The 25,270-nt window shown below is 62.5% G+C and carries 25 protein-coding genes; 8 read left to right on the top strand and 17 right to left on the bottom strand.

The features are described 5' to 3' along the window. Positions 1–24: 24 nt before the first annotated feature. Positions 25–522, bottom strand: coding sequence for a universal stress protein (locus N805_RS12925; RefSeq protein WP_016485904.1), 498 nt, complete (start codon positions 520–522; stop codon positions 25–27). A 138-nt stretch (positions 523–660) separates the two neighbouring features. Beyond that, on the bottom strand, positions 661–1,608 hold the full coding sequence (locus N805_RS12930; protein WP_026034377.1) for a putative 2-dehydropantoate 2-reductase: 948 nt from the start codon (positions 1,606–1,608) through the stop codon (positions 661–663). A 233-nt stretch (positions 1,609–1,841) separates the two neighbouring features. On the opposite strand from N805_RS12930, the gene N805_RS12935 reads away from it, so the two are divergent. Then, the gene (locus tag N805_RS12935) at positions 1,842–2,918 is read left to right on the top strand and encodes a 3-deoxy-7-phosphoheptulonate synthase (RefSeq protein ID WP_019470708.1); all 1,077 of its coding nucleotides are present in this window, start codon (positions 1,842–1,844) and stop codon (positions 2,916–2,918) included. Between the two features lie 66 nt (positions 2,919–2,984). Here N805_RS12935 and N805_RS12940 read toward each other — a convergent pair whose 3' ends face one another. After that, positions 2,985–3,266, bottom strand: coding sequence for a GNAT family N-acetyltransferase (locus N805_RS12940; RefSeq protein WP_003250290.1), 282 nt, complete (start codon positions 3,264–3,266; stop codon positions 2,985–2,987). Positions 3,267–3,772: 506 nt separating this feature from the next. Between N805_RS12940 and oprI the strand changes: the two genes are divergently transcribed. Continuing rightward, complete coding sequence (gene oprI, locus N805_RS12945) at positions 3,773–4,024, top strand: outer membrane lipoprotei OprI (RefSeq protein ID WP_003259780.1); 252 nt, start codon at positions 3,773–3,775, stop codon at positions 4,022–4,024. A 132-nt stretch (positions 4,025–4,156) separates the two neighbouring features. Here oprI and N805_RS12950 read toward each other — a convergent pair whose 3' ends face one another. From N805_RS12950 to N805_RS12960, 3 genes are all read right to left on the bottom strand, one after another. Next, on the bottom strand, positions 4,157–5,134 hold the full coding sequence (locus N805_RS12950) for a L,D-transpeptidase family protein (RefSeq protein WP_019470709.1): 978 nt from the start codon (positions 5,132–5,134) through the stop codon (positions 4,157–4,159). A 113-nt stretch (positions 5,135–5,247) separates the two neighbouring features. Then, positions 5,248–5,538 (bottom strand): hypothetical protein, encoded by a 291-nt coding sequence (locus N805_RS12955; RefSeq protein ID WP_019470710.1) that lies wholly within the window; start codon positions 5,536–5,538, stop codon positions 5,248–5,250. Between the two features lie 58 nt (positions 5,539–5,596). Then, positions 5,597–6,202: an arylesterase gene (locus N805_RS12960; RefSeq protein WP_026034378.1), complete on the bottom strand. Its 606-nt coding sequence runs from the start codon at positions 6,200–6,202 to the stop codon at positions 5,597–5,599. Between the two features lie 10 nt (positions 6,203–6,212). Here N805_RS12960 and N805_RS12965 point away from each other — a divergent pair, with 10 nt between their 5' ends. Together N805_RS12965 and N805_RS12970 are read left to right on the top strand one after the other, a co-directional pair. After that, positions 6,213–6,896, top strand: coding sequence for an ABC transporter ATP-binding protein (locus tag N805_RS12965; protein ID WP_019470712.1), 684 nt, complete (start codon positions 6,213–6,215; stop codon positions 6,894–6,896). After that, positions 6,896–9,403, top strand: coding sequence for an ABC transporter permease (locus N805_RS12970; RefSeq protein ID WP_019470713.1), 2,508 nt, complete (start codon positions 6,896–6,898; stop codon positions 9,401–9,403). The genes N805_RS12965 and N805_RS12970 overlap by 1 nt, the downstream gene beginning before the upstream one ends. A gap of 126 nt (positions 9,404–9,529) precedes the next feature. On the opposite strand, the gene greB is transcribed toward N805_RS12970, so the two are convergent. The 4 genes from greB to N805_RS12990 form a co-directional block, all read right to left on the bottom strand. Further along, positions 9,530–10,003, bottom strand: coding sequence for a transcription elongation factor GreB (gene greB, locus N805_RS12975; RefSeq protein ID WP_016485896.1), 474 nt, complete (start codon positions 10,001–10,003; stop codon positions 9,530–9,532). An 11-nt stretch (positions 10,004–10,014) separates the two neighbouring features. Beyond that, on the bottom strand, positions 10,015–10,323 hold the full coding sequence (locus tag N805_RS12980) for a hypothetical protein (protein WP_019470714.1): 309 nt from the start codon (positions 10,321–10,323) through the stop codon (positions 10,015–10,017). Positions 10,324–10,571: 248 nt separating this feature from the next. Next, positions 10,572–11,009 (bottom strand): DoxX family protein, encoded by a 438-nt coding sequence (locus N805_RS12985; protein ID WP_019470715.1) that lies wholly within the window; start codon positions 11,007–11,009, stop codon positions 10,572–10,574. Positions 11,010–11,122: 113 nt separating this feature from the next. Beyond that, a complete protein-coding gene (locus N805_RS12990) occupies positions 11,123–12,529 on the bottom strand; it encodes a transglycosylase SLT domain-containing protein (RefSeq protein WP_019470716.1) in 1,407 nt (468 codons plus the stop codon). 157 nt (positions 12,530–12,686) lie between these two features. On the opposite strand from N805_RS12990, the gene N805_RS12995 reads away from it, so the two are divergent. From N805_RS12995 to N805_RS13005, 3 genes are all read left to right on the top strand, one after another. Beyond that, positions 12,687–13,484: a TatD family hydrolase gene (locus tag N805_RS12995; RefSeq protein WP_026034379.1), complete on the top strand. Its 798-nt coding sequence runs from the start codon at positions 12,687–12,689 to the stop codon at positions 13,482–13,484. A 109-nt stretch (positions 13,485–13,593) separates the two neighbouring features. After that, positions 13,594–15,072, top strand: coding sequence for a methyl-accepting chemotaxis protein (locus N805_RS13000; protein ID WP_019470718.1), 1,479 nt, complete (start codon positions 13,594–13,596; stop codon positions 15,070–15,072). Positions 15,073–15,147: 75 nt separating this feature from the next. Beyond that, on the top strand, positions 15,148–15,516 hold the full coding sequence (locus N805_RS13005) for an Mpo1-like protein (RefSeq protein WP_016500553.1): 369 nt from the start codon (positions 15,148–15,150) through the stop codon (positions 15,514–15,516). Positions 15,517–15,677: 161 nt separating this feature from the next. Here N805_RS13005 and N805_RS13010 read toward each other — a convergent pair whose 3' ends face one another. The 3 genes from N805_RS13010 to N805_RS13020 form a co-directional block, all read right to left on the bottom strand. Then, positions 15,678–16,475, bottom strand: a complete 798-nt coding sequence (locus N805_RS13010) for an acyl-CoA thioesterase (RefSeq protein ID WP_019470719.1) — start codon at positions 16,473–16,475, stop codon at positions 15,678–15,680. A gap of 88 nt (positions 16,476–16,563) precedes the next feature. Beyond that, the gene (locus N805_RS13015) at positions 16,564–17,331 is read right to left on the bottom strand and encodes a CHAD domain-containing protein (protein ID WP_026034380.1); all 768 of its coding nucleotides are present in this window, start codon (positions 17,329–17,331) and stop codon (positions 16,564–16,566) included. A gap of 14 nt (positions 17,332–17,345) precedes the next feature. Further along, positions 17,346–17,624 carry a lipoprotein gene (locus N805_RS13020; protein ID WP_003250254.1) on the bottom strand — a complete coding sequence of 93 codons (279 nt, stop codon included), beginning with the start codon at positions 17,622–17,624 and terminating at the stop codon, positions 17,346–17,348. A 178-nt stretch (positions 17,625–17,802) separates the two neighbouring features. Between N805_RS13020 and N805_RS13025 the strand changes: the two genes are divergently transcribed. Continuing rightward, complete coding sequence (locus N805_RS13025) at positions 17,803–18,843, top strand: patatin-like phospholipase family protein (protein WP_019470720.1); 1,041 nt, start codon at positions 17,803–17,805, stop codon at positions 18,841–18,843. An 82-nt stretch (positions 18,844–18,925) separates the two neighbouring features. On the opposite strand, the gene N805_RS13030 is transcribed toward N805_RS13025, so the two are convergent. The 4 genes from N805_RS13030 to clpX all read right to left on the bottom strand — a co-directional run bounded on the left by N805_RS13030 (position 18,926) and on the right by clpX (position 25,247). Next, the gene (locus N805_RS13030; RefSeq protein WP_019470721.1) at positions 18,926–20,797 is read right to left on the bottom strand and encodes a SurA N-terminal domain-containing protein; all 1,872 of its coding nucleotides are present in this window, start codon (positions 20,795–20,797) and stop codon (positions 18,926–18,928) included. Positions 20,798–20,978: 181 nt separating this feature from the next. Continuing rightward, on the bottom strand, positions 20,979–21,251 hold the full coding sequence (locus N805_RS13035; protein WP_019470722.1) for an HU family DNA-binding protein: 273 nt from the start codon (positions 21,249–21,251) through the stop codon (positions 20,979–20,981). A gap of 152 nt (positions 21,252–21,403) precedes the next feature. Next, the gene (lon, locus tag N805_RS13040) at positions 21,404–23,800 is read right to left on the bottom strand and encodes an endopeptidase La (protein ID WP_019470723.1); all 2,397 of its coding nucleotides are present in this window, start codon (positions 23,798–23,800) and stop codon (positions 21,404–21,406) included. Positions 23,801–23,963: 163 nt separating this feature from the next. Continuing rightward, a complete protein-coding gene (gene clpX, locus N805_RS13045) occupies positions 23,964–25,247 on the bottom strand; it encodes an ATP-dependent Clp protease ATP-binding subunit ClpX (RefSeq protein WP_016485885.1) in 1,284 nt (427 codons plus the stop codon). Positions 25,248–25,270 lie beyond the last annotated feature (23 nt).

Raw genomic sequence — 25,270 nt, forward strand, 5'->3', positions numbered from 1 at the left:
CCCGGAAATGGTCCACGGCCATCTTCACACTTTCCTACGCCCCAAATGCTGCGCCAACGGCACCATATACACCGGCACCGGCGACAGCTGCAGCAGCCGCACCGCTGTGCGCCCCAGGGGCACATCCACCCCTGCACCAGCACTGTGGCTGCCGAAAATCAACAGGTCGACGCTAAGCCGCTGCGCCTGGTCAAGGATCACCTGGGCCGGGTCGCCCTGGCGTACCCGCACCGCCTTTATCACCGCCAGGTCGGCCTCCTCGCCCAGCTCATCGCGAAAGCTCTCCAGCACGCGCTGCTCGATGTTGGCCATCACCGTGCTCACCCCCTGGCTGTGCAACTGGTCGAGCGTCTGCTCATCGAGGTAGCTTTGCAGGAGGGATTCGGCGAACTGCCCCATTGGCTCCACCGCATGAATCACATACAGCTCGGCGTTGAATGTGCGCGCCAAGGCCAGCGCGTGCTGCATCACAAAAGGGGCGTAGACACCGAGGTCGGTGGCGTACAGCATGGAGCGGATCATTCGACCTCCTCGACTGCCGCAGCGGCAGAGCAAGCTTCAGCTTAGCAGCGCGCCGGACGCACGCTTTGCCGTCCGGCGCACTGCCCGGCGGGGGCTGAAGGGCCCCACAAGAGCGCGCTGCCGAGGTCAAAGCTACCCTCAGCGGCGTCCATCGCTGCTGTCGAGGAAACTCAGTGCCTGGTACAGCATTTCCATGCGCGGCAAGGTGCAGCCTGCCGCGCGTGCACGCGCCAGTGGCTCGCCATAGATAGCCTGCAGCTCCAACGGGCGCATGAGGGCATAATCGTGATACATGCTTGGCCAGTAGTCGGGCATGCGCCCGGTCATCTGGAACAGGTGCTCGGCATAGCCCTCGGGCAACAGGTGCCCGCAGGCGGCAGCGCCTTGCACTACCTCAGCCATCAAGGCCTGGATCAATTCACGGCTGTGGCTGCTTGCCATCAGCCCAGCAGTCCCTTCACCCAGCAGCACCGACAGGCCGTTATAAGGCACGTTCCACACCAGCTTCTGCCAGCGCGCCAAGTCCAGGTTCGGCATGGCCTGCGAATCGATGCCCGTAGCCTGGAACAACCCTGCACCTTCACTGACCACCGCAGCACCACCCTCATTGGCCGGCCCACTGTGGTAGCCCAGGTTGACCGCCCCCAGGGCCTGGTGACGAATCACACCCGGCGCGTGGCGGTTGACGCAGATGAAGCACAGGCCGCCGAGCAGGTGCATGTCGCTGCGCAAGGCCGGACGCAATTGCTCCTCCACACCCAAGCCGTTTTGCAGCAGCAGAACTTTGGCGCCAGGCCCAGCGGCCTGCACGATCAAAGGCGCGAGCTGGTCGTTGCTGGTGGCCTTGGCACCGACCAGCAACCAGTCGCAAGGCGGCATGTCGGCGGCACTGGCATAGGCCTGCACCTTCATCAGCAGCTTACCGTGCACCGCACTGTCCAGCGCCAACCCCTGTTCGCGTACCACCTGGTACTCGCTGCGCAGCAGAAAATGCACGTCGAAACCGGCGCGGGCCAGCATCAACCCATAAAAGCCACCGATAGCCCCACTACCAATGATGCCGATGCGTGGTGTGTGCGGATGCATGCCGACCTCCAGGTAAATGTCAGCCTTCTTTTTACACAGCTTGCGCACTGGCAGGTAGCCCAGGGACGCCAACGCGCCACTGGAGCAGGTAAAACAGCACGCTGACGGGACTTGCGCCCATTGTCGCGCCACCCGTAACGCGCTAAGGTTCGGCTCCCCGCTGCGATTATTCTTGCTGCTGGGCCGCACGGGGATAGTTGGCGGCCGGCACCCGTGACCTGACGAGTAACACGATGGCTGATTTACCGATCGATGACTTGAACGTTGCCTCCAACGAGACCCTGATCACCCCCGATCAGCTCAAGAAGGAAATCCCCCTCAGCGCCAAGGCCCTGCAGACCGTGACTGCCGGCCGTGAAGTGGTGCGCAATATTCTCGACGGCACGGACCATCGCCTGTTCGTCGTGGTCGGCCCTTGCTCCATCCACGACATCAAGGCCGCCCACGAATACGCCGAGCGCCTGAAGGTGCTGGCCGAAGAAGTGTCCGATACGCTGTACCTGGTCATGCGTGTGTATTTCGAAAAGCCGCGCACCACTGTCGGCTGGAAGGGCCTGATCAACGACCCGTACCTGGATGACTCGTTCAAGATCCAGGATGGCCTGCACATCGGCCGTCAGCTGCTGCTGGACCTGGCCGAAATGGGCTTGCCTACCGCTACCGAAGCGCTGGACCCGATTTCCCCGCAATACCTGCAGGACCTGATCAGCTGGTCGGCCATCGGCGCCCGCACCACCGAATCCCAGACGCACCGTGAAATGGCCTCGGGCCTGTCCTCGGCGGTCGGCTTCAAGAACGGCACTGACGGCGGCCTGACCGTTGCCATCAATGCCCTGCAGTCGGTGTCCAAGCCACACCGCTTCCTCGGCATCAACCAGGAAGGCGGCGTGTCGATCGTCACCACCAAGGGCAACCCGTATGGCCATGTGGTACTGCGCGGCGGCAACGGCAAGCCCAACTATGACTCGGTCAGCGTCGCCCTGTGCGAGCAGGACCTGGCCAAAGCCAAGATCAAGGCCAACATCATGGTCGATTGCAGCCACGCCAACTCCAACAAGGACCCGGCCCTGCAACCGCTGGTAATGGAGAACGTTGCCAACCAGATCCTGGAAGGCAACCAGTCGATCATCGGCCTGATGGTGGAAAGCCACCTGAACTGGGGCTGCCAATCGATACCGAAAGACCTGAACGAATTGCAGTACGGCGTCTCGATTACCGACTCGTGCATCGACTGGTCGGCGACCGAGAAGACCCTGCGCAGCATGCATGCCAAGTTGAAGGATGTGCTGCCGCAGCGTAAGCGTGGCTGATTGATAAAAAAGCGGGGCCGCGTCGCGATGGGGCGCGAAGCGGCCCCCGTTTTTTTACGGATGGCTTCAGGCCTTGCTCGAGTGCCGCTGCTGGCGCTCCATGTAGCGTTCCACATAGGAGCACGACGGGATCACCGTGTAGCCCATTTGTTCAGCGTACTCCAGAGCCCGCTCGGTCAATGCGGCAGCAATCCCGCGGCCCCGCAAGGCGTTGGGCACGAAGGTGCGATAGATGTCCAGCGTCTGCTTGCCCAGATCCATGTACGTCAGATAGGCACGATGACCGTCCACGTTGGTCTCGAACTGATGACCGGCCTGGTCATGGTGGATAGTCAGCGCTTCGCTCATCACTACTCCTCGCAGGTCTTCTCGGCAGACCCATACCTTAACCGATGGTGGTTTATCCGGCGCAAAATCCTCTACGCCACCTGTTGCCCCTTCGACCTCTGGACGATTGTTATCGTTCGGATCCTCTGGCCTCACAAGATAGTAGGCGCCGCAAATGGGATTGCTCAAGGTGGCGGTGGCTAAAAATGGCGAAAATGCCGAGAAAGCGACTCTCCCCTGCACCGCCAACAGCCGGAGGATGTTGTAGGGCTTAAGACGTCGAAAGACAGTTAAAGTCACCGTTAGTTCAACAAAAAAGTTCCTGCACTACAATCGCTTGCGTACCCTGCTCGCTTTTTTCACGCGCGCGTGGCAAATCGTGTCGCCCCGGCGTCAAGCAACATTTTTTTTGCGGTTCTTGCGCTCAGTCAGTTTACTTACTACAAGTAATGGGTACTATGTACGCCGGCCAGTTTCTCTTTCCTGAGAGATGGCTATTTAATAGAAAGTCCTTGAAGGGGAACACGATGAACAACGTTCTGAAATTCTCTGCTCTGGCTCTGGCCGCAGTTCTGGCCACCGGTTGCAGCAGCGTATCCAAAGAAACCGAAGCTCGTCTGACTGCGACTGAAGACGCAGCAGCTCGCGCTCAAGCTCGTGCTGACGAAGCCTACCGTAAGGCTGACGACGCACTGGCAGCTGCTCAGAAGGCTCAGCAGACCGCTGACGAAGCCAACGAGCGCGCTCTGCGTATGCTGGACAAAGCCAGCCGCAAGTAATAATCCTCACGGATTGTTAAAAAGCCGACCCTCTTATGGGTCGGCTTTTTTATTGCCTGCCAGCCAGGTAAATACGCCCGACAGTAACGAAAAGGCCCGCACTAAGGCGGGCCGTGATGTGTCGCAATTACCTTACTGCAGTTCGGCCGGAATGCTCGACACCATTGGCGCGCTACCCGGGTTCTCGACCGGCACGGCAATTTCTACCGGCATGCCATCTTCTGCAGCCACCACGTCACGCACCATGTCCCAGTTCATGCGCAGGTTATTGGCCAGGTCTTCACGCTTGAGCAAAGCGTTGATAACTGCGGTGTGTTTGTCCACCACCGAAGGGTTACCTTGATCGTCCAGCGGTGTGTGCGCCTCCAGATAGACCTTGCCGCCGCTGATACCGAACTTGTAAGGCTCATTGATAATGCGCACCGGAGTGCCCACCGGCACCATCTTCGACAGTTCCAGCACGTTGTTGTTGAGCATACGGAAGCAGCCGTGGCTGGTACGCATGCCAATGCCGAACTTCTTGTTCGAACCGTGGATCAGGTAGCCCGGCACGCCCAAGGTGAACTTGAACGGCCCCAGCGGGTTGTCCGGGCCGGCCGGCACCACTGCCGGCAGGATGTCACCGTCTGCCGCGTGCTCTTTGCGGATCGAAGCGGGTGGCGTCCAGGTCGGGTTCGGCGTCTTGGCGGTGATCTTGGTGTTGGCGATCGGCGACCCCCAACCCTCACGACCAATGCCCAGCGGGAAGGTATGCACCACGTTCTCCCCTTTCGGGAAGTAGTACAGGCGGTACTCGGCCAGGTTGATGACGATGCCTTCGCGCGGGCCCGGCGGCAGCACGTACCGGGTCGGCAGGATGATCTCGGTACCGGCGCCCGGCAGCCAGGGGTCGACACCCGGGTTGGCGGCAATCATTTCCAGGTAGCCAAGATCGTTAGCGGTGCCGATGTCGGCGAACGTGTCCTCGTACTTGGCCTTGATCACGTGCACCTGGCCGACGATGTCTTCACCGGGCGGTGGCAGTGGCAGCTCCAGCGCAGTAGCGGGGCCCGCTACCAGCAGGGCGGCCAGGGACAGGCTACGGGTGACGGCAGGAAAGCGCGGCAACATCCGGTAAATCCTTCGAAAGATGGGTCAAGAGGATCGATTGTACACCCGCACCGATACAAGCGGGAGGCATTGGCGCGATGCAAGCGTTTCAGATGATGAAAGGTGCGTGCCGTTCAGCTGGCTTGCAGCTCTGGCCAGACCGGGCGCATGCCGCGCCGCTGGGCATCGAGGATGGCACGGCACAGGTCACACAGGCGGTTGTCGCGGTAAATACTGCGCGGCACCCCCGACCAACGCGGCTGCGCCGGCAGCAGGCCGCCGCACAAGGTACGGTCGACCGGCACGCCCAGCTCAAGCTGGCGGGCCACCAGGTGGACGCGGATTTCCTGGCAGGCGAACAGGTCGAGCTGCTCGTCGGGCTCGATCAGTTGATAGGCATACAGGGACCAGGCAGGGCGCGGCATCGGGGGCACTCGAAACGGGGGGCGCAACATTAGCCGAAAGCCCGGCCCGTTTAAAGCGTCATAGCAAGGGTTTTATCGCCGGCCAGGCATTTTCCAGCAGTCGCTGCTGGGCACCCTGGGCCGGGTGTATGCCGTCGGCCTGCATCAATTCAGGCACGCCACCTACCCCTTCGAGAAAAAACGGCACCAATGGCACCTGCTTGTCCACAGCCAGCTGCTCATACACCTTGGCAAAAGCGGTGGTATAGCGCACGCCGTAATTGGGCGGCAGGCGCATGCCCAGCAACACCACCTTGGCACCCGCCTGGCGCGCACTCTCGATCATCGAGGCAAGATTTTGTTGCAATTGCGCGGGTGGCTGGCCACGCAGGCCATCGTTGCCGCCCAACTCCAGCACCACCAGGTTCGGTTTATGCGCTGCAAGCAGCGCCGGCAGCCGCGCCTGGCCACCCGCGCTGGTATCGCCGCTGATGGACGCATTGACCACTTTGTCGTCGAAACCTTCGTCCTTGAGCCGGGTCTGCAACAGAGTGACCCATCCCTGGCGGGTATCCAGGCCAAAACCGGCGCTGATACTATCGCCAACAACCAGCAGTGTTCCCGCCGCCGCGCTCTGGGCCAGGCAATACAGGGCCAGACCGGCACTCAACCACCACATTCGCATCGGATTCTCCATGGGCCCCAACATACTCGTTGCGCAGAACCTTAGCAAAGTGGTCCCCAGCGCGGAAGGTGACCTGACCATCCTCCATGCTCTCTCCCTCGAACTGGCCAAAGGCGACAGCCTGGCCATCGTCGGCGCCTCGGGCTCGGGCAAGTCGACCCTGCTCGGCCTGCTCGCCGGCCTCGACCGGCCCAGCGCCGGCAAGGTCATCCTCGCCGGCAACGACCTGGGGCCACTGGATGAAGACCAGCGCGCCCGGGTACGCGCCGAACATGTGGGTTTCGTGTTCCAGTCATTCCAGCTGCTCGACAGCCTCAATGCGCTGGAAAACGTCATGCTGCCACTGGAGCTGGACGGCCGCCGCGATGCCCGCGAACAGGCGCGTACCCTGCTGGAGCGGGTCGGCCTCGGCAAGCGCCTGAGCCACACCCCGCGCCAACTGTCGGGCGGCGAACAGCAGCGGGTAGCCATCGCCCGCGCTTTCGCCGCACAGCCGGCGGTGTTGTTTGCCGACGAACCCACCGGCAACCTCGACAGCCACACGGGTGAGCGCATCAGCGACTTGCTGTTTGAATTGAACAAGGAGCGCGGTACCACCCTGGTGCTGGTCACCCATGACGAACGCCTGGCCCGGCGCTGCCGCCGCCAGATCCGCCTGGACGCGGGGCGCCTGGTGGCGCCGGTGGAGGCCTGATGAAGCACATGCCGTTGTCCCGTCTGTGCGGCCTGGCCCTGCGCCAGTTGCTGCGCGACATTCGCGCCAGCGAAGTGCGCGTGCTGTTCTTTGCCCTGCTGGTGGCGGTGGCAGCCAGCACCGCCATCGGCTACTTCGGTGCACGCCTTAACGGCGCCATGCAACTACGCGCCAGCGAATTCCTGGGCGCCGACCTGGTGCTGCAGGGCAGTGCCCCCGCCCGCCAGCAGCAGATCGATAGCGGCACGGCACTTGGCCTGCGCCACGCGCAGGTGGTCGAGTTCACCAGTGTGGTGGGCGGCGACAACGGCATCCAGTTGTCCAGCGTCAAGGCCGCCGACGGCGCCTACCCATTGCGCGGGCAAGTACGCAGCGCTGCGGCGCCCTATGCCGAGGAAACACCTGGCGGCGGCCCGGCACCTGGCGAAGCCTGGGTCGAGCCGCGCCTGCTGGCGGCGCTGGGGCTGGCGATTGGCGACAGCATCGACGTCGGCATGAAAACCCTGCGCATGAGCCGTGTGCTTACTTACGAACCGGATCGCGCCAACAACTTCTACAGCCTTACCCCGCGGGTGATGATGAACCTGGCCGACCTGGAGGCCACCGGTGTGATCCAGCCGGGCAGCCGGGTCACCTACCGCGACCTGTGGCGCGGCGATGCAGCGGCACTGGCCCAATACCGCCAGGGCCTGGAAAAAGACCTGGCCGCCAACCAGCGCTTGCGCGACACACGCGACGGCAACCAACAGATCGGTGGTGCTCTGGGCAAGGCCGAACGCTACCTGAACATGGCCAGCTTGGTGGCAGTGCTGCTAGCCGGGGTCGCCGTGGCCTTGTCGGCCAGCCGTTATGCCGCACGTCGCCTGGATGCCAGCGCGCTGCTGCGCTGCCTGGGTCTCTCACGCCGCCAGGCACTGGGCCTGTATTGCCTGCAGCTGGCCATGCTCGGCCTGGTCGCCGCCTTTGCCGGTGCCCTGCTCGGCTGGCTGGCACAGTTGGGCCTGTTCCGCCTGCTGCACGGCCTGCTGCCAAGCGTGGTGCCGGCCGGCGGCATCATCCCGGCCCTCGCCGGCATCGGCACCGGGTTGGTTGCACTGGCTGGCTTCGCCCTGCCGCCGATTGCCGCCTTGGGCCAAGTCCCGCCACTGCGGGTACTGCGCCGTGATCTGTTGCCGATACCACCCAGCAGCTGGTTGGTGTACGGCGCCGCACTGTTTGCCCTGGGCCTGATCATGTGGCGCCTGAGCCTCGACCTGCTGCTCACCTTCGCCCTGCTCGGTGGCGGCCTGGTTGCTGCATTGCTGCTCGGCGGCCTGCTGTTGCTCGGCTTGCGCAGCCTGCGCCGGCTGCTGGCCGGGGCACCACTGGCCTGGCGCCTGGGGCTTGGCCAGTTGCTGCGCCATCCCACGGCCGCCGCCGGTCAAGCCCTGGCCTTCGGCCTCATCCTGCTAGCCATGGCGCTGGTCGCCCTGCTGCGCGCAGAACTGCTCGACACCTGGCAAGCCCAGCTGCCCAAGGATGCGCCCAACCATTTCGCCCTGAACATCCTCCCGGATGACCGCGAACCGTTCGCTCAACGCCTGCATCAGGTCAACGCCACTTCAGCGCCTTTGTACCCGGTAACGCCCGGGCGCCTGGTGCAAATCAACGAGCAACCGGTACAGCAAATCGTCAGCAAGGATTCGGCGGGGGAGCGCGCCGTGCAGCGCGACCTCAGCCTTACCTGGGCTGCCGAGCTGCCCGAAGGCAATGCATTGACCGCAGGCAACTGGTGGCAAGCCTTGCCCGCCTCCACCGAAACCCCTGGTGTTTCGGTGGAGGCCGAACTGGCCAGCAGCCTTAAACTGAAAATGGGCGACCTGCTGACCTTCGACATCGGCGGCCAGCAGCGCCAAGCCCGGGTCAGCAGCCTGCGCAGCGTGCACTGGGACAGCTTCCAGCCAAACTTCTACATGATCTTCCAGCCCGGCACACTGCAGGGGCTGCCGACCACCTACCTGACCAGCTTCTATCTGGCGCCGGGCCACGACCTGGATGTGGTGGCGCTGTCGCGAGCATTCCCGGCGGTGACCATCCTGCAGGTAGATGCCTTGCTCGACCAGCTGCGTAGCATCCTCGCCCAGGTGACCCTGGCGGTGGAATATGTGCTGCTCTTCGTGCTGGCCGCCGGGCTGGCGGTGCTGTTCGCCGGCTTGCAGGCAACGCTGGACGAACGCATTCGCCAGGGTGCCTTGTTGCGTGCGCTGGGGGCGGCGCGGCCATTGCTGGTCAAGGCACGGCGTATCGAGTTCGGCTTGCTGGGGTCAGCCAGCGGATTGTTGGCCGCAGTGGGCTGTGAGCTGATCACCTTGGTGCTGTACCGCTATGCCTTCGACTTGCAGTGGAGCCCGCACCCGTGGCTGCTGGCGTTGCCGCTGGCGGGGGCGCTGCTGGTGGGCGGTGCGGGGGTGCTGGGGACCCGGCGAGCGTTGAATGCCAGCCCGTTGGCGGTGTTGCGCGACAGTTGAGGGTTACCCGCACCGGCCCCTTCGCGGGCACGCCCGCTCCCACAGGTCCGGCACAATGCTCAAATGCTGTGATATTCCTGTGGGAGCGGGCGTGCCCGCGAAGGGGCCGGTGCAGACAACATCAATTCATTGGCCGTAACTGATGCTGTTCACATACCAGGTCGCTTCACCGGTAGGCGTGTGCACCACCACCTCATCGCCCTCCTCCTTCTTGAGCAAGGCGCGCGCCATGGGCGAGTCGATCGAGATGTAATCGTTGCGCCCGTAGATCTCGTCATAGCCGACAATGCGAAACTTCATGGTCTCGCCATCGTCATTCTCGACCTCGACCCAGGCACCGAAAAACACCTTGCCTTCCTGTTGCGGCGAGTAGGCCACCACCTTCACATCTTCAAGACGCTTGCGCAGGTAACGCACCCGGCGGTCGATTTCGCGCAACAGCTTTTTGTTGTACTGGTAGTCGGCATTCTCGCTGCGGTCGCCCAGTGACGCCGCCCAGGCAACCTTCTGGGTGATCTCCGGGCGATATACCCGCCACAGGTGATCCAGCTCTTTCTTCAGCGCCTCATGGCCTTGCGTGGTGATGATGTTGGTACTCAACAGCGCACTCCTCAGCGGCGGGTAATCAGGCCTTGGCGCGCGATGCGGGTGAGGTGGCCAATGACCTGTGCGGCCTCGTCCGGCGCCGGGGCCTGGATAACGGCCAGGTCGAAACGGTCGTTGCCGTAATGCGCCAGGTGGCAGCCGCTATCGGCAAACTGGATCAGAAAGGCGCGCGCCAGGCCCTTGCGCCGGGACAGGCCTTCGAGGTGACGCAAAAGGGTGGGCTGATGCTGGCCGCCGAGCAGAATGCGCGGTGTGCGGGCCGCCTGGCTGACAGGCAAAGGGCTTAAACAGACACTGGTACGTGGGCAACTCATGGAGCTTCTCTCCGCCTCGCGAATCCCGCTGGGCAGCGGTGGGAGGCGTCACCGAACCAGCGCTTTAGCGGTATTTCGGATGGCCCGGAGGTGGGGCCTTCCTGCGCCCCGCAAGTAGCTGTTTAAATCGGCGCAGGCGGTATGCTAGAGCGATGAGCTACAAGTTGCAAGCTACAAGCCGCAAGCAAAAGCAGGCCGAGTAATGGCCCGCTCTTGCTTGCGGCTTGCAGCTTACTGCTTGCAGCTGATTACCGGGCGATCAGGCGGTCCAGCGAAAAGCGGCCAGCGCCTTCGATCAGGACGGCAACCGTGCCGGCCAGCAGCGCCAGGGCGAACTCGTAGCCATTGTTTGACATGAACAGGCCGTTGCCGATGTGCACGGAGAGGATCGCCACCACCAGCGTTACGCTCAGCGCCAGGGCCGCCGGGCGAGCCAGCAAGCCGACCACCAGTGCCAGGCCGCCGAAGAATTCGGCGCTACCGGACAACAGGGCCATCAGGTAGCCCGGGGCCAGGCCGATGCTTTCCATCCACTGGCCGGTACCTTCCAGGCCATAACCGCCGAACAGGCCGAACAGTTTTTGCGCGCCATGCGCCATGAAGATGAGCCCGACCAGGATGCGGATAACGCTGAGACCGGCGCCGGCGCGGGTGGAGAACAGGGCGTTGAGGGTAGTGTTGTTCATGTCGAAGCGTCCTTGAAGCGAAGAAGTTGTGTTGGGATGGGCGCCATCATAATCAATTCGATCGATATGAAAATCGCAAATATCCCAACATAACAATCGATAAAATCGATTTATCAGCGCTTTGCCATACGCTCCAGCGCAGCCCGCTCGCGGTTGAACGCCAAAAAGTACTTGTTGACACTGTTGACGAAATTGACCGGCCCCATGCCCACCTGCTCCATGGCGATGCGTTCGGTCTGGAAGAACCACTGGTTGCCGTTGAGGCCGCGCCGCCGGGCTTCGGCACGCATGGCCTGGACCCGCTCGGGGCCGAGGTTGTAGGCCGCCAGTGTGAAGGCCATGCGCTCACGCTCGTTGATCTTGGCGCTGGCAAAGAACTTGCGCCGGATCAGCGCCAGGTAACGTGCGCTGGCCTGTACATTGCCATCCACCGTGGCGGTGTTGCTCACCCCCACGCGCTGGGCGGCCGAAGGGGTAATCTGCATCAGGCCATGGGCACCGCCCGTACCGCGTGCAGCCGGGTTGAGCGTCGACTCCTTGAACGCCAGCGCGGCCAGGTTGAGCCAGTCGATCTGCTGCGCCTGGCCATGCTTCTGCAGTACTGCCCGCACCGAGGCGAGGCGCTGGCGGTCCTTGCTGGCCAACGGGTTGTGCACCCGGTACTGGCGCCGGTAGATGCGCTCGAACGCGGCATCCTGATTGCCTGGCGCGCGGTAGCCTTGCAGGAAGTGATCGACCGTAGCCAACAATTGCGGCGCGTCACGCCCCACATACCAGCGCATGGCTTGCGGCGCGCCCAGGTGCACCCGGGTGTCCAGGCGAAGGCGCGGCATAACCCGCGCCCAGCGGCGGGCAATTGGCTGCTCGACCACAGTCAGGTGATAGATGCCCGCCTGCACCATCTCCAGCACATCCTCCACCGCCAGCGTCGAGTCGACCCATTCCACCTTGATCGGCGGCCGCTTGCGCAGTGCCAGTTGCTGGTTGGCCTGCTGGATCAGCGGCCCGGCGGCACTCGCACTGGTCAAGGCCACGGTACGCCCGGACAGCTGTTCGACTTTGCTGAAGCTTCGCTCGCCTTTGCGCCCCACCAGCGTCAACGGCACCTGGTCGAGTAGCGGCGCAGTGCTGCTGACGCCGCGTACCGTGCCAGGGTCGAGCAGCTCACCGGGCGCAGCCAGGTCACCCTCGCCGCGGGCCAGAGCGCCCAGCAACTGCTCCTTGGCCCGCGGGATGAGCTTTAGCTGGATCTGCTGGTCGTCTGCGGTGCGGGCATTGAGGTAGTGCTCCAGGGCACGCAGGCGATAATACTCGATGCCGACAGGCTCGCCCTTGACCTCGCCGGAGCTGTTGCGGCTCTGGTTGACCAGCACCCGCAGCACTTTGCTGGTACGAATTTGCTGCAGGTCACGCACCTTGGCGGGCGGTATGTTCTGCTGCGGCCCCGGCACGCGCGCCTGGGCCGGGCCAGTAAGGGTCAGCCCGAGCGTCAGCAGAAAAACAAGCCAGCATCGCAGCATGCGCAAACGTGTCCGTGGTGGTTGGGCGGCATCCATGGAATGAACCGCCGAGTGAGAAATGACGGTAAAAGACCACGGCAACAGCATGAAGTTCTTGGTTTTTTCCGAAAAACGCGGATTTTGCTATGCTGGCCGCCCCGCGGCACGAGATAGCACCATGCAACTGATCGATATCGGCGTCAACCTGACCAACAGCAGTTTCCACGACCAACAGGCGGCAATCGTCGAGCGCGCCCTTGAGGCCGGGGTGACACAAATGGTGCTGACAGGCACCAGCCTGGCAGTCAGTGAACAGGCGCTGGAGCTGTGCCAGCAGCTGGACGCAAGCGGTCAGCACCTGTTTGCCACTGCGGGCGTGCACCCCCACGACGCCAAGTCCTGGGATGCCGGCAGCGAGCGCCAGCTGCGCCAGCTGTTGAATGAACCACGCGTGCGCGCCGTGGGCGAATGCGGCCTGGATTTCAACCGTGACTTCTCCCCTCGCCCACTCCAGGAACAAGCCCTGGAGGCCCAGTTGGCGCTGGCCGCAGAGCTGCGCCTGCCAGTGTTCCTGCACGAGCGAGACGCCAGCGAGCGCTTGTTGGCGATCCTCAAGCATTACCGCGACCACCTGACCGGTGCGGTGGTGCACTGCTTTACTGGTGAGCGCGAGGCGTTGTTCGCCTACCTGGACATGGACCTGCACATCGGCATAACTGGCTGGATCTGCGACGAACGCCGTGGCACCCACCTGCACCCGCTGGTGGGCAACATTGCCGAAGGGCGGCTGATGCTCGAGAGCGATGCCCCGTACCTGCTGCCACGCAGCCTGCGGCCCAAGCCGAAGAACGGGCGCAACGAGCCGGCGTTTCTGCCGGAAGTGTTGCGCGAAGTGGCGCTGCATCGGGGCGAATCGGCCGAGCACACGGCGGCGCATACCACCGCGACGGCGCGGGCGTTCTTCCAGCTCCCTTGAACCCTGCGGGCTGCCTGTTGATATGGGTCAACATCTTGCTGAGTGGGTGAAGGCACAATGATGGCACCTTGCCAAAATTGTTTCCGCTCAACTCAGAGAAGACCTGCCCATGGGTGCCTGGCTTAGCAATGTTTCCCTGAAGTACAAATTCTGGGCCGTCAACGCAGTGGCCTTTGTCACGACCCTGCTGTTGGTGCTCTACGCCGTGCACCTGGAGCAACGTGCCCGCGCCGAAGCCGCGCAGGCGCAGGCAGCAGCACAAGCTCAGCTGCTGACTGCCTGGCCTGCAGGGCAAGCGTTGCCGCGCCCGGCCAACGTCATCACTTGGTCGACCGGGCAAACGCCGGCTTTCGCCGGTAAAACGCTCGATAGCCTGCGCAACGCCCAGGGTTGGGTCGACCTGCCGAGCGCCTGGGTCCTCGGCGAAAACCCGTTGCGCGGCGCGCAGGTATTGCGCAAAGGCGACCAGCAGGTGGCCGTGCTGGCCCAGTCGCCAAGCCTGCGTCAGGTATTTTTCGACCGCTTCAGCAACTACGCGGCATGCGTGCTGATCCTGATGCTGGCCATGCTCGGCGCCTCGCAATTGCTGATCCGCTTCCTGCTCAGCCAGCTCAATACGTTGAAGGATGTGATGCTGCACGTGGAAAAGACCGGCGACCTGGCGGCCCGTGTGCCGCTGGCTTGCGGCGACGAGGTCGGCCAGATGGCCGGTGCCTTCAATGCCATGCAGGCCACCTACCACCGCGTGGTCAGCACCGTCGCCCACACTGCTGCACAACTGGACTCGGGCGCCGCACGCCTGGCGGCCAGCATGAGCAACGTACGCCACGGCATGCTCGGCCAGCAGAGCGAGACTGACCAGGCCGCCACCGCCATCAACGAAATGTCGGCGACGGTGCACCACATTGCCCAGCATGCCGGTGCCACCCGTGACCTGTCACAAACCGCCGACACCTTGGCCGGCAGCGGCAAAGAGGTGGTCAGCCGGGTGCAGGATTCGATTTCCGGGCTTTCCAGCGGTGTGCAGCAAACCGCCGAAATGATTCGCCAACTGGCCGAAGACAGCCAGAAGATCAACGGCGTGGTCGGTGTGATCCACAGCATCGCCGAGCAGACCAACCTGCTGGCGCTCAACGCCGCCATCGAAGCGGCGCGCGCCGGTGACCTGGGCCGCGGCTTTGCCGTGGTGGCCGATGAGGTGCGCAACCTGGCCAAGCGCGTGCAAATCTCTACCGACGAAATCACCAGCATGGTCTCTGCGCTGCAATCGGGCACCCGCGATGCTGTGGAATTCATGCAGGAAAGCTCGTACAAAGCCGACGATTGTGTCCGCCAGGCCCAGGAGGCCGGCGAAGCGCTGGCCGAAATTACCAGCGCAGTGGCGCAGATGCGCGAGAGCAATACCCAGATTGCCGTGGCGGCCGAGCAGCAAAGCCAAGTAGCCGAGGAAATGAACCGCGCCGTGGTGAGCATCCGCGATGTTACCGAACAGACCGTGCAGCAGACGGTGGGCTCGGCAACGACCAGTAGCGAACTGGCGACCCTGGCCGGCGAATTGAACAGGGCCATTGGTCAGCTCAAGCTATAGTCGTCATAGCCAGCCTCGATTGGCCCCCACCCAGGGGCCGCACTAAGCTTTGAGCATGACCGAGAGGAAATGCTCATGAGCAAACGCCTGCCCAACCTGCCCGCCTGGCAATGGCGCGGCTACCACAACAACCACCGCCACCCGGCCAATCTGGTGCTGCACCTGATTGCCGTGCCGCTGTTCATCCTCGGCGCGCTGTTGATTCTGTCGGGGCTGTTCGGCCTGGATCTGGGCCAGATTGCCGTTGGCGTGATCGCCCTGATTGCCGGCCTTGGCTTGCAGCGCCATGGTCATCGCCTGGAGGCCGAACAACCTGAGCCGTTCGCCAACCGCCAGGATGCCGTGCAGCGTTTGCTGACTGAGCAGTTCATCACCTTTCCGCGCTTTGTGCTGAGCGGGGCCTGGTGGAAGGCCTGGCGGGAGCGGCACAAACACCGCCATTGATCTAATGATGATCCGCGATCTCTTGTAGGAGCGGCCTTGTGTCGCGATAGGGCTGCACAGCAGCCCCAGTGTCGCAGCTTCGCAGCAGAGATTGCCGGGGCCGCTTTGCGGCCCTATCGCGACACAAGGCCGCTCCTACAGGGAACTGACGTGGCTGAAGGTTAGGCAAACACGGTGACGGTCTGTCGGCTCAGGGCCAGCAATTCGCCTTCAGCCGTCCACAACGCCGCAGCAGCATGCCCATAACCATCCCGCGCATGCTCGGTCTCCACACAGTAGCGGCACCAGTCCAGGGTCGACAGCTTCGCCGTGGGCTGGATGAACTCGATGGTCCAGGTCAGGGTGCTGCCCGCTGCGGGCTGCTTGAGAAACGGCATCAGGCTCGGCGGCCAGGCATCGACCAGCGCCAGCAAGTGCGACTCATTGACCTGCTCTTCAGCCACATCCCGCAAGCGCACCCAGCCGCCCATCCTGCGCGACTGATTGCCACTGAACGGCAACCCCCCCACCGCCCAGCGCAAGGCCACGTGCCGCATGAACTCCGGGGTAACGCCTTTGATATACGGTAACTCGGGAGCAGCCTCGTCGACTGCTGGCATTTCCATCGCCGGTGACGCGGGCACGTCGACCACCGAAGGCCGGCCTGCCCCGAAATTGCCCTGCACCAGGGTCACCACCTGGCCCTCCTGGACGGCGCGGCCCAGCAAGGTGCTGACCGCCTTGCCTTCACGCAGTACCTCCACCTCGAAACGGATTGGTACATCTGCAGCCGCAGGCGCGACGAAGCTGATGGCCAGCGAGCGCACAGGGCGGCTGTCGGAGAGTTTCAGGCGCATGGCCTCATAAACCATGGCTGCCATCAGCCCGCCAAAGGCAGCGCGGCCCTGGGCCCAGCTAGGCGGAATGCTGACGGCATCCGGGTTGGCCCGCACGGCGTCAAGCAGTTGGTTGAAGTTCATTGGCTGGCTCCTGCCCGCAGCGAAAAGGTCTGCCCATCGTAGCCAGCAAACCCTGGGCGATCAGCCCGCATATCGGTCAATTTTCGGGCTAGCGATGCGCCAGCGCCTTCAGCAGGGCATCCAGCGTCACATCCGACCTGCGTTCGGCCTCGTGCAGCTCCTGCTCCCAGGCGACCTTGCACGGGGCCAGGTCAGCATGGTAGCGTGCCTGCAGCAACCACTGCAGGCGGTCATGCCAGCCGCCCAGGTCGGCCTGTACCTTTTTCAGCAGGCGCTGCAGTTTCTTCCCGGCATGGTCGAGTTGCGGGTAGGCTTCGTCGCCATAGCGCGCACGCTTGATCAGCAAGCGCAAGCGGTGGCGGTCGTGAGCAGGGTCCTGCAAGGCTTCGTGCAACTTGCGCCACTGTTTGACCAGGCGTTTGTCGATGCGCTTGCCCAACGACTTGACCAAGCCCTCGCGGCCTGCCGCCCGCAGGAACAACGGAAACGCGTCAACAATTGCCAGCACCCGGGTCAACTGCGGGCTGGCAGCGACGCGGGCAAAGGTCCGGCCACGCCCTTCCAGGCGCCGCTGCCCGGCCGCGGTATAGCCGCGACCGATCAGCTCGGCTGCCAGCACCTCGCGGTCACGCAGCGGCGTGGTCAGGGTACCCAACGCGCTGGCGGCATCCTCCAACTGCTCCACACCCGGCAGCCCGCGCAGGGGCCTCAGCAGGCTGCGCAGGCGCCGCAGGCTGATGCGCAGGTCGTGCAAGGACTCGCTGTCGGTATCGGCGGCCAGGCGTTCGCGGCAAGCCAGCAGGCGCACCTGCACGGCCAGTATCTGGGCAACGACATGGTCTAGCATGGCAGACATACAACGCTCCTTGGTCAGCGCCCAGCGCGCGACTCACGAATGTAGAAGCGCGCCTTTTCGGCTTTGCGCGTACAGCTTTCGTAGCCTTCGAACTGCTGCTGGGTCTTGGCCCCGGTCAACAGCGACAAAGCCTTGGAGTAACTCACAGCACCGGCAAAGCCTTCGGCCTTGGCCAGGTCCAATTCCTTCCAGGCGGCATCCAGCTGGGTCGCGCAGCTGTCACGGTAGGCCGTCTTGCCCGCGCAGCCAGCAAGGGCCAAGGCAATCAGTGGAAGGCAGATCCAGGCTTTCATCAGTAATACCTCAATGGAAAAAACAGTGGCTGTTCGACGCCCCGGCAGCTGAAAAGTGCCCTGTCCGGCCGGCTGTGCCTGGCCAGTTTTATTACAGTAGCTCAGCGCGATCTACATTGAAGCACAGCCTGTGATGGGTGCATTGTAGGACCATGGTTGCACTGGACGGGGAATATTCATGAGCAAACGCGTGGCACTGGTACTGGGCTCGGGCGGAGCCCGGGGGTATGCACACATCGGTGTGATCGAGGAAATCGAGCGGCGCGGCTACGACATTGCCTGCATTGCCGGCTGCTCCATGGGTGCAGTGGTTGGCGGCATCTATGCTGCCGGCAAGCTGAGCGACTATCGCAACTGGATCGAGAGCCTCGACTATCTGGATGTACTGCGCCTGGTCGACGTCAGCTTTCGCCTCGGCGCCATTCGTGGCGACAAGGTGTTCGGGCAAATCCGCAAGATCGTCGGCGAGATCAACATCGAGCAATTGCGCATCCCCTATACAGCGGTTGCGACTGACCTCACCAACCAACAGGAAATCTGGTTCCAGGAAGGCTGCCTGCACCAGGCCATGCGCGCTTCGGCGGCCATCCCCAGCTTGTTCACCCCCGTGATGCAGGGCAACCGTATGCTGGTCGACGGGGGTATCCTGAACCCGCTGCCGATTGTGCCTGTAGTGTCCAGCCACTGCGACCTGATCATCGCGGTCAACCTCAACGCCACCAACCAGAAACAATACCAGTTGCCGGTGATCGAGCGCCCTGCGGCGTTCAAGATGCGCTTTGACTCCTTGCTGAGCTCCTTAGGCTCTCGCTTGCCGTTCCGGCGCAAGCCGGCGGAAGAGCTGATGCGCATCGAACAGGAAATAGTCGCCGAAGGCCTGGCACCGCCAAACCCGTGGCTGGCAGATACCGCCGACCCCGAAGGCCAGCAACCGGCAGCGGCCCCGGAGCGCGAGGGCGCGCCAAAGTCGGCGACCGGCTCGTTCATCATCGACAACGTGGGGCCTGCTTCGCTGCTGGATTTGATCAACCAGAGCTTCGAGGTCATGCAGACTTCGCTGGCGCAATACAAGATCGCCGGCTATCCACCGGATGTGCTGATCAACGTGCCCAAGCGGGTGTGCCGGTTCTTCGAATTCTACAAGGCGCCCGAGCTGATTGCGCTGGGACGGGAAATTGCGCGGGATACGCTGGATAACTATGAAGGGGTGAAACGCTAGCACAACGACCGCGTTTGCCTTGCAGTAAACAGAAACGAAACAGGCCGCACGAGGCGGCCTGTTTGTTCATACAGCGAACAGCTTAGTAACGGGTGATATCCGCATTGGCTTCCAGCTGCTTGCGGTAGGCCGCGAAGTCCTGCTGGCCAGCACGCGATGCGAGGTAGCGGCGGATCTGCTGCTTCTCTTCTTCGGTGGCGGTAGCGCCTTCGTTGACACCCTTGAGTTGCAGCACCACCAGGCTACCGTCACGCAGCACTACGCTGCCATACACCGGCTTGTCCTTGGCTTGCGGCTTGCCCAGGCGGAACAGCGCCTGCAGTTCGGCCGGGTCAATACCGTCCTCGCCACGGGTGACTGCTTCATAGGCCTTCCAGCCTTGCCCTTCGTGCACGCTAGCTGGTGCGATGGAGCCATCACGCAGGCCGGCGATAAGCTTGTCCGCCTTGGCCTTGAGCTCGGCAGTCGCCTTCTCTTTGGCCAGGTGTTCGCGGATGTTCTTGGCCACCGCTTCCAGCGGCAGTTGCTCCGGCTTGCGGTGCTCCTTGACGCGCAATACCACGGTGGTCTCCGGGTCGAGCTCGATGGCGGTGCTGTTGGCAGCCTCCTCCAGTACTTCTTCGGAGAACGCAGCCTGCACCACCGAACGGTTGGCGGTAATGCCTTCACCACCCTCGCGCCCGAAGGCTGCGGAGGTCTGCACCTTGAGGTTCAGGTCCTGAGCCGGCTGGGCCAGGTCGGAAGCCTCGTAGGCAGCATCCTGCAGCTGTTTGCTGGCATCCACGTACCGCTGCTCGACCAACGGGATTTTCAGGTCGCGGGTCAGCTTGTCCTTCAAGCTGGCGAAGCTCGGCACTTCCGGCGCCTGCACACCCAGCAGCTTGATCAGGTGGTAGCCAAACTCGGTGCGCACTGGCGCCGAAACCTGGCCGTCCTGCAGCTTGTACAGCGCATCCTCGAACGCCGGGTCGTAGACACCCGGGCCGGCAAAGCCGAGGTCACCACCACTGTTGGCCGAGCCCGGGTCTTGGGAGAACTCTTTGGCCAGCGCGGCAAAGTCTTCACCCTTGGCCAGGCGCTGCTCGATCTCTTCGGCACGGGCCTTGGCCTGGGCGTCGGTGACCTTGTCGTTGACCTCGACGAGGATGTGCGCGGCATGGCGCTGCTCGGCGAGGTTGGCGATTTCCTTCTCGTACTGGGCCTTGAGGTCTTCGTCGGTCACTTTGACCTGGTCAAAGAACGCCGACTTCTTCAGCTCGATGTAGTCGATCACCACCTGGTCAGGCGACATGAACTCCTTGGCGTGCTGCTCGTAATGCGCCTTGACCTCTTCGTCGCTGACCTTGACCGCGGCCGGGTCGGCCTTGAAGGTCAGGGAGGCGAAGTCGCGGGTCTGCTTCTCCAGGCGAGCGAAGGCATCGACCTGCTGGTCGGTGACAAAGCTGCTGCCGGCCAGGCCGGTGCGCAACTGGCCGATGAGCATTTCCTCGGCGAGCATCTCGCGGAACTGCATGCGGCCGTAGCCCATCTGGCGGATGACCTGGTCGAAACGGTCCGCACTGAACTTGCCGTCCACCTGGAACTCCGGCGTTTGCAGGATCACCTGATCCAGCGCGGCTTCGGAGAAGGCAAACTTGGCATCTTCGGCGCCTTGCAGCAGCAACTTGCGGCTGATCAGGCCCTTGAGCGCCTCTTCACGCAGCAATTTGTCTTCCAGTAGCGCCGGATCGAAATCCTTGCCCAACTGTTGCATCAACTGACGGCGCTGCATGTCGGCCGCCTGGCCCAGCTCGTTCTGGCTGATGGTCTGGCCGTTCACCTTGGCGGCGTCCTGGCTATGGGTGGCGGCCTGGAAAATGGCTTCGAAACCGGTCAACGCCATCAAGACGACGATAAGCCCGATGATGGTCTTGGCAATCCAACCTTGTGAATTGTCCCTGATATTTTGCAGCATGCGTCCCCCAGAAACGGCTGTACCACTGCGTCGACAACCGCGGAGCGTGGGTAGAATCCTGATAAAAGAAAGGCGCATCCGAGGATGCGCCTTTTCTTAGCAAACGTGTCAGGCGGGAACGTTTGCGCCCCGCCTTCAGCGTGCTCGGACCCGGCGAGGCCGGGGCCGGCTGAAAGACGACTTAGTTGACGGCGTCTTTCAGGCCTTTGCCAGCCTTGAAACCTGGAACCTTGGCGGCTTCAATCTTGATCGCCTTACCGGTTTGAGGGTTACGGCCAGTACGCTCGGCGCGGTCCTTGACCGAGAAGGTACCGAAGCCAACCAGAACGACGTCGTCGCCTGCTTTCAGGGCACCGGTTACGGAGTCGATCACAGCGTCCAGAGCCTTACCTGCGGTAGCTTTGGAAATGTCAGCCGATGTAGCGATAGCGTCAATCAGTTCCGACTTGTTCACTCTAAGTCCCCTTATTTCTCTATTGAGTTTGTTTCTAAGTATGTAATGAAAAGCTTATGAAACGTGCGCTGGGTGGCCTGATGACAATAGCGTGCCGCTTTATAGCAAGGGCCCGAAAAAACTGTCAAGGAAAGCCCCCCAGCCAAAAACTACTAATGCGTGCTGATTCTTTCCTTAGCATCGCCGTCGCGCTTTTCATCTTTCGCGACAATCTCAGGAGCCACATCTGGCAAGGGCTCCGGGGCGTATTGCAGCGCAATTTGCAGGACTTCGTCAATCCATTTGACCGGTTTGATCTGAAGATCCTGTTTGATATTTTCCGGAATCTCCTTCAGATCGCGAACATTCTCCTCTGGAATGATCACGGTCTTGATGCCGCCACGGTGTGCCGCCAGCAGTTTTTCCTTCAACCCGCCAATGGCCAGTACCTGGCCACGCAGGGTGATTTCGCCGGTCATGGCCACGTCGGCACGTACCGGAATCTGCGTCAGCGCCGACACCAGTGCAGTACACATGCCGACACCCGCGCTTGGGCCATCCTTCGGCGTGGCGCCTTCCGGCATGTGGATGTGCACGTCGCGCTTCTCGTGGAAGTCGGCGGCAATCCCCAGGCTACGGGCGCGGCTGCGCACCACGGTCTGTGCGGCGGTGATCGATTCGACCATCACATCGCCCAGCGAACCGGTCTTGATCAGCTGGCCCTTGCCGGGGATGACCACCGCTTCGATGGTGAGCAGTTCGCCACCCACCTGGGTCCAGGCGAGGCCTGTGACCTGACCGATCTGGTCCTGCTGCTCGGCCAGGCCGTAACGGAACTTGCGTACACCCAGCAGGTGCTCCAGCTGCTCGCTGGCCACCTTCACCTTGACCAGCTTCTGCCCGGTATGTTCCTTGACCACCTTGCGGCAGACCTTGGCAATTTGCCGCTCCAGGCCACGCACACCGGCTTCGCGGGTGTAGTAGCGGATGATGTCGCGGATCGCCGAAACGTCGACCTCCAGCTCGTCCTTCTTCAGGCCGTTGGCCTTGACCTGCTTGGGCACCAGGTACTTGACCGCGATGTTGATCTTCTCGTCCTCGGTGTAGCCCGGCAGGCGGATGACTTCCATCCGGTCGAGCAGCGCCGGCGGGATATTCATCGAGTTCGAGGTGCACAGGAACATCACGTCCGAGAGGTCGTAGTCGACTTCCAGGTAGTGGTCGTTGAAGTTGTGGTTCTGCTCCGGGTCGAGTACTTCCAGCAGTGCCGATGCCGGGTCGCCACGCATGTCGCTGCCCATCTTGTCGATTTCGTCGAGCAGGAACAGCGGGTTGCGCACCCCCACCTTGGTCATCTTCTGGATCAGACGGCCAGGCATGGAGCCGATATAGGTACGGCGGTGACCACGGATCTCGGCCTCGTCACGCACGCCCCCCAGGGCCATGCGCACGAATTTGCGGTTGGTGGCTGCAGCGATCGACTCGGCCAGCGAGGTCTTGCCCACGCCGGGCGGCCCAACCAGGCAGAGTACCGGGCCGCGGATTTTCTTGACGCGCTTCTGCACGGCAAGGTACTCGAGGATGCGTTCCTTGACCTCTTCCAGGCCATAGTGGTCGGCATCGAGAATTTCCTCGGCCTTTGTCAGGTCCAGGCGCACCTTGCTCTGGGCTTTCCAAGGCACCTGCACGAGCCAGTCGAGGTACGACCGCACCACGGTGGCCTCGGCCGACATCGGCGACATCTGCTTGAGCTTGTTCAGCTCTGCCTGAGCCTTGGTCAGGGCATCCTTGGGCAAGCCAGCGGCTTCGATGCGCTTTTTCAGCTCTTCGACTTCGTTGTGGCCTTCGTCGCCATCGCCGAGCTCTTTCTGAATGGCCTTCATCTGCTCATTCAGGTAGTACTCGCGCTGGCTGCGCTCCATCTGCTTCTTGACCCGGCCGCGAATGCGCTTTTCAACCTGCAGCAGGTCGATTTCAGCATCCAGCAGCGCCAGTACGTGCTCGACACGCGTGGTCAAGTCGACAATTTCGAGAATTTCCTGCTTCTGCTCGATCTTCAGGGCCATGTGGGCGGCCATGGTGTCGACCAGACGACCTGGCTCTTCGATGCTGTTCAGCGAAGACAGCACTTCGGCAGGGACCTTCTTGCCCAGCTGCACATACTGCTCGAATTGCGACAGCAACGTGCGCACGAACACTTCCGACTCGCGCTCTGCGGCGTCGGTTTCGTCGATCAGGGAGACTTCGGCACGGATGTGCCCTTCTACGTCGGTGAAACGTTCTACGGCGCCGCGCTGCTCGCCCTCGACCAGCACCTTGACGGTGCCATCAGGCAGTTTCAGCAGTTGCAGCACGGTGGCAACGGTGCCGACACGGTACAGGGCGTCCTCGCCCGGGTCGTCGTCGGCCGGGTTTTTCTGGGCAAGCAGCAGGATCTGCTTTTCGCCCGTCATCGCTGCCTCGAGGGCTTCGATGGACTTTTCGCGCCCCACGAACAGCGGGATAACCATGTGCGGGTAAACAACGACATCGCGCAATGGCAAAAGAGGCAAGTCGAGGGTGGTCTTCATGATTTCGCCTCTACAGCGGCCTTATGGCCGGAAACCGGTGGAAATGATGCTTGGACCTAATGTGGGGGCACGCCTGGGAAATTACAAGCGCTAGCGCAGTAAAAGCAGAAAGGGGCCCGTAGGCCCCCTTCTTGCTTGCAACCACTACCAGCCATTGCCTGAATCAGGCGTCTGGCGCGGCCTTGGCTTGTGGCTCGCTGTTCTCGTAGATCATCAGCGGTTGCGAGGTGCCTTCGATGACGCTCTCGTCGATCACCACCTTGCTGACATCCTTCTTCGAAGGGATCTCGTACATGGTGTCGAGCAGCACGCCTTCGAGGATCGAACGCAGGCCACGGGCGCCAGTCTTGCGCTCCAGGGCCTTGCGTGCAACGGCCTTGAGCGCATCGCTGCGGAACTCGAGGTCGACGCTTTCCATCTCGAACAGCTTGGCATACTGCTTGGTCAGGGCGTTCTTCGGCTCGGTGAGAATCTGCATCAACGCAGCCTCGTCCAGCTCGTCGAGGGTAGCCAGCACCGGCAGACGGCCGACGAACTCCGGAATCAGGCCAAACTTGACCAGATCGTCCGGTTCGACCTCACGCAGGGACTCGCCAACCTTCTTGCCCTCTTCCTTGCTGCGCACTTCTGCGCCAAAACCGATGCCACCCTTGGTGGAACGGCCCTGGATGACCTTTTCCAGGCCCGAGAACGCGCCACCGCAAATGAACAGGATGTTGCGGGTATCGACCTGCAGGAATTCCTGCTGCGGGTGTTTACGCCCACCTTGCGGCGGCACCGAGGCCACAGTGCCCTCGATCAGTTTCAGCAATGCCTGCTGCACGCCCTCGCCCGAGACGTCACGGGTGATGGACGGGTTGTCCGACTTGCGCGAAATCTTGTCGATCTCGTCGATGTAGACAATGCCCATCTGGGCCTTTTCCACGTCGTAGTCGCACTTCTGCAACAGCTTCTGAATGATGTTCTCGACGTCCTCACCCACATAACCGGCCTCGGTCAGGGTGGTGGCGTCAGCAATGGTGAACGGTACGTTCAACAGGCGTGCCAGGGTTTCGGCGAGCAGGGTCTTGCCCGAGCCGGTCGGCCCGATGAGCAGGATGTTGCTCTTGCCCAGTTCGACTTCGTCGCCCTTCTTGTCACGCTGGTTCAGGCGCTTGTAGTGGTTGTACACCGCTACGGCGAGCACCTTCTTCGCGCGTTCCTGACCAATTACATACTGGTCAAGAATGCCGCTGATTTCTTTCGGCGAAGGCAATTTGTGCGCGCTGCTCTCGGCCTGGGCTTCCTGCACCTCCTCACGGATGATGTCATTGCACAGGTCGACGCACTCGTCGCAGATAAATACCGAGGGCCCGGCAATCAATTTGCGCACTTCGTGCTGGCTTTTGCCGCAGAAGGAGCAATAGAGCAATTTGCCGCTGTCCTCGCCGTTACGGGTGTCAGTCATTCGATCGATCCAATCCGGTAGGC

Origin of the sequence: Pseudomonas putida S13.1.2 (genome assembly GCF_000498395.2) — a bacterium.
In the GTDB taxonomy this organism is placed as follows: Bacteria; Pseudomonadota; Gammaproteobacteria; order Pseudomonadales; family Pseudomonadaceae; genus Aquipseudomonas; species Aquipseudomonas putida_Q.

Bases quoted from the DNA above. Each gene is read 5' to 3' on its own strand.
- N805_RS12925 (WP_016485904.1), bottom strand. From the start codon at position 522: ATGATCCGCTCCATGCTGTACGCCACCGACCTCGGTGTCTACGCCCCT.
- N805_RS12930 (WP_026034377.1), bottom strand. From the start codon at position 1,608: ATGCATCCGCACACACCACGCATCGGCATCATTGGTAGTGGGGCTATC.
- N805_RS12935 (WP_019470708.1), top strand. From the start codon at position 1,842: ATGGCTGATTTACCGATCGATGACTTGAACGTTGCCTCCAACGAGACC.
- N805_RS12940 (WP_003250290.1), bottom strand. From the start codon at position 3,266: ATGAGCGAAGCGCTGACTATCCACCATGACCAGGCCGGTCATCAGTTC.
- oprI (WP_003259780.1), top strand. From the start codon at position 3,773: ATGAACAACGTTCTGAAATTCTCTGCTCTGGCTCTGGCCGCAGTTCTG.
- N805_RS12950 (WP_019470709.1), bottom strand. From the start codon at position 5,134: ATGTTGCCGCGCTTTCCTGCCGTCACCCGTAGCCTGTCCCTGGCCGCC.
- N805_RS12955 (WP_019470710.1), bottom strand. From the start codon at position 5,538: ATGCCGCGCCCTGCCTGGTCCCTGTATGCCTATCAACTGATCGAGCCC.
- N805_RS12960 (WP_026034378.1), bottom strand. From the start codon at position 6,202: ATGCGAATGTGGTGGTTGAGTGCCGGTCTGGCCCTGTATTGCCTGGCC.
- N805_RS12965 (WP_019470712.1), top strand. From the start codon at position 6,213: ATGGGCCCCAACATACTCGTTGCGCAGAACCTTAGCAAAGTGGTCCCC.
- N805_RS12970 (WP_019470713.1), top strand. From the start codon at position 6,896: ATGAAGCACATGCCGTTGTCCCGTCTGTGCGGCCTGGCCCTGCGCCAG.
- N805_RS12980 (WP_019470714.1), bottom strand. From the start codon at position 10,323: ATGAGTTGCCCACGTACCAGTGTCTGTTTAAGCCCTTTGCCTGTCAGC.
- N805_RS12985 (WP_019470715.1), bottom strand. From the start codon at position 11,009: ATGAACAACACTACCCTCAACGCCCTGTTCTCCACCCGCGCCGGCGCC.
- N805_RS12990 (WP_019470716.1), bottom strand. From the start codon at position 12,529: ATGCTGCGATGCTGGCTTGTTTTTCTGCTGACGCTCGGGCTGACCCTT.
- N805_RS12995 (WP_026034379.1), top strand. From the start codon at position 12,687: ATGCAACTGATCGATATCGGCGTCAACCTGACCAACAGCAGTTTCCAC.
- N805_RS13000 (WP_019470718.1), top strand. From the start codon at position 13,594: ATGGGTGCCTGGCTTAGCAATGTTTCCCTGAAGTACAAATTCTGGGCC.
- N805_RS13005 (WP_016500553.1), top strand. From the start codon at position 15,148: ATGAGCAAACGCCTGCCCAACCTGCCCGCCTGGCAATGGCGCGGCTAC.
- N805_RS13010 (WP_019470719.1), bottom strand. From the start codon at position 16,475: ATGAACTTCAACCAACTGCTTGACGCCGTGCGGGCCAACCCGGATGCC.
- N805_RS13015 (WP_026034380.1), bottom strand. From the start codon at position 17,331: ATGTCTGCCATGCTAGACCATGTCGTTGCCCAGATACTGGCCGTGCAG.
- N805_RS13020 (WP_003250254.1), bottom strand. From the start codon at position 17,624: ATGAAAGCCTGGATCTGCCTTCCACTGATTGCCTTGGCCCTTGCTGGC.
- N805_RS13025 (WP_019470720.1), top strand. From the start codon at position 17,803: ATGAGCAAACGCGTGGCACTGGTACTGGGCTCGGGCGGAGCCCGGGGG.
- N805_RS13030 (WP_019470721.1), bottom strand. From the start codon at position 20,797: ATGCTGCAAAATATCAGGGACAATTCACAAGGTTGGATTGCCAAGACC.
- lon (WP_019470723.1), bottom strand. From the start codon at position 23,800: ATGAAGACCACCCTCGACTTGCCTCTTTTGCCATTGCGCGATGTCGTT.
- clpX (WP_016485885.1), bottom strand. From the start codon at position 25,247: ATGACTGACACCCGTAACGGCGAGGACAGCGGCAAATTGCTCTATTGC.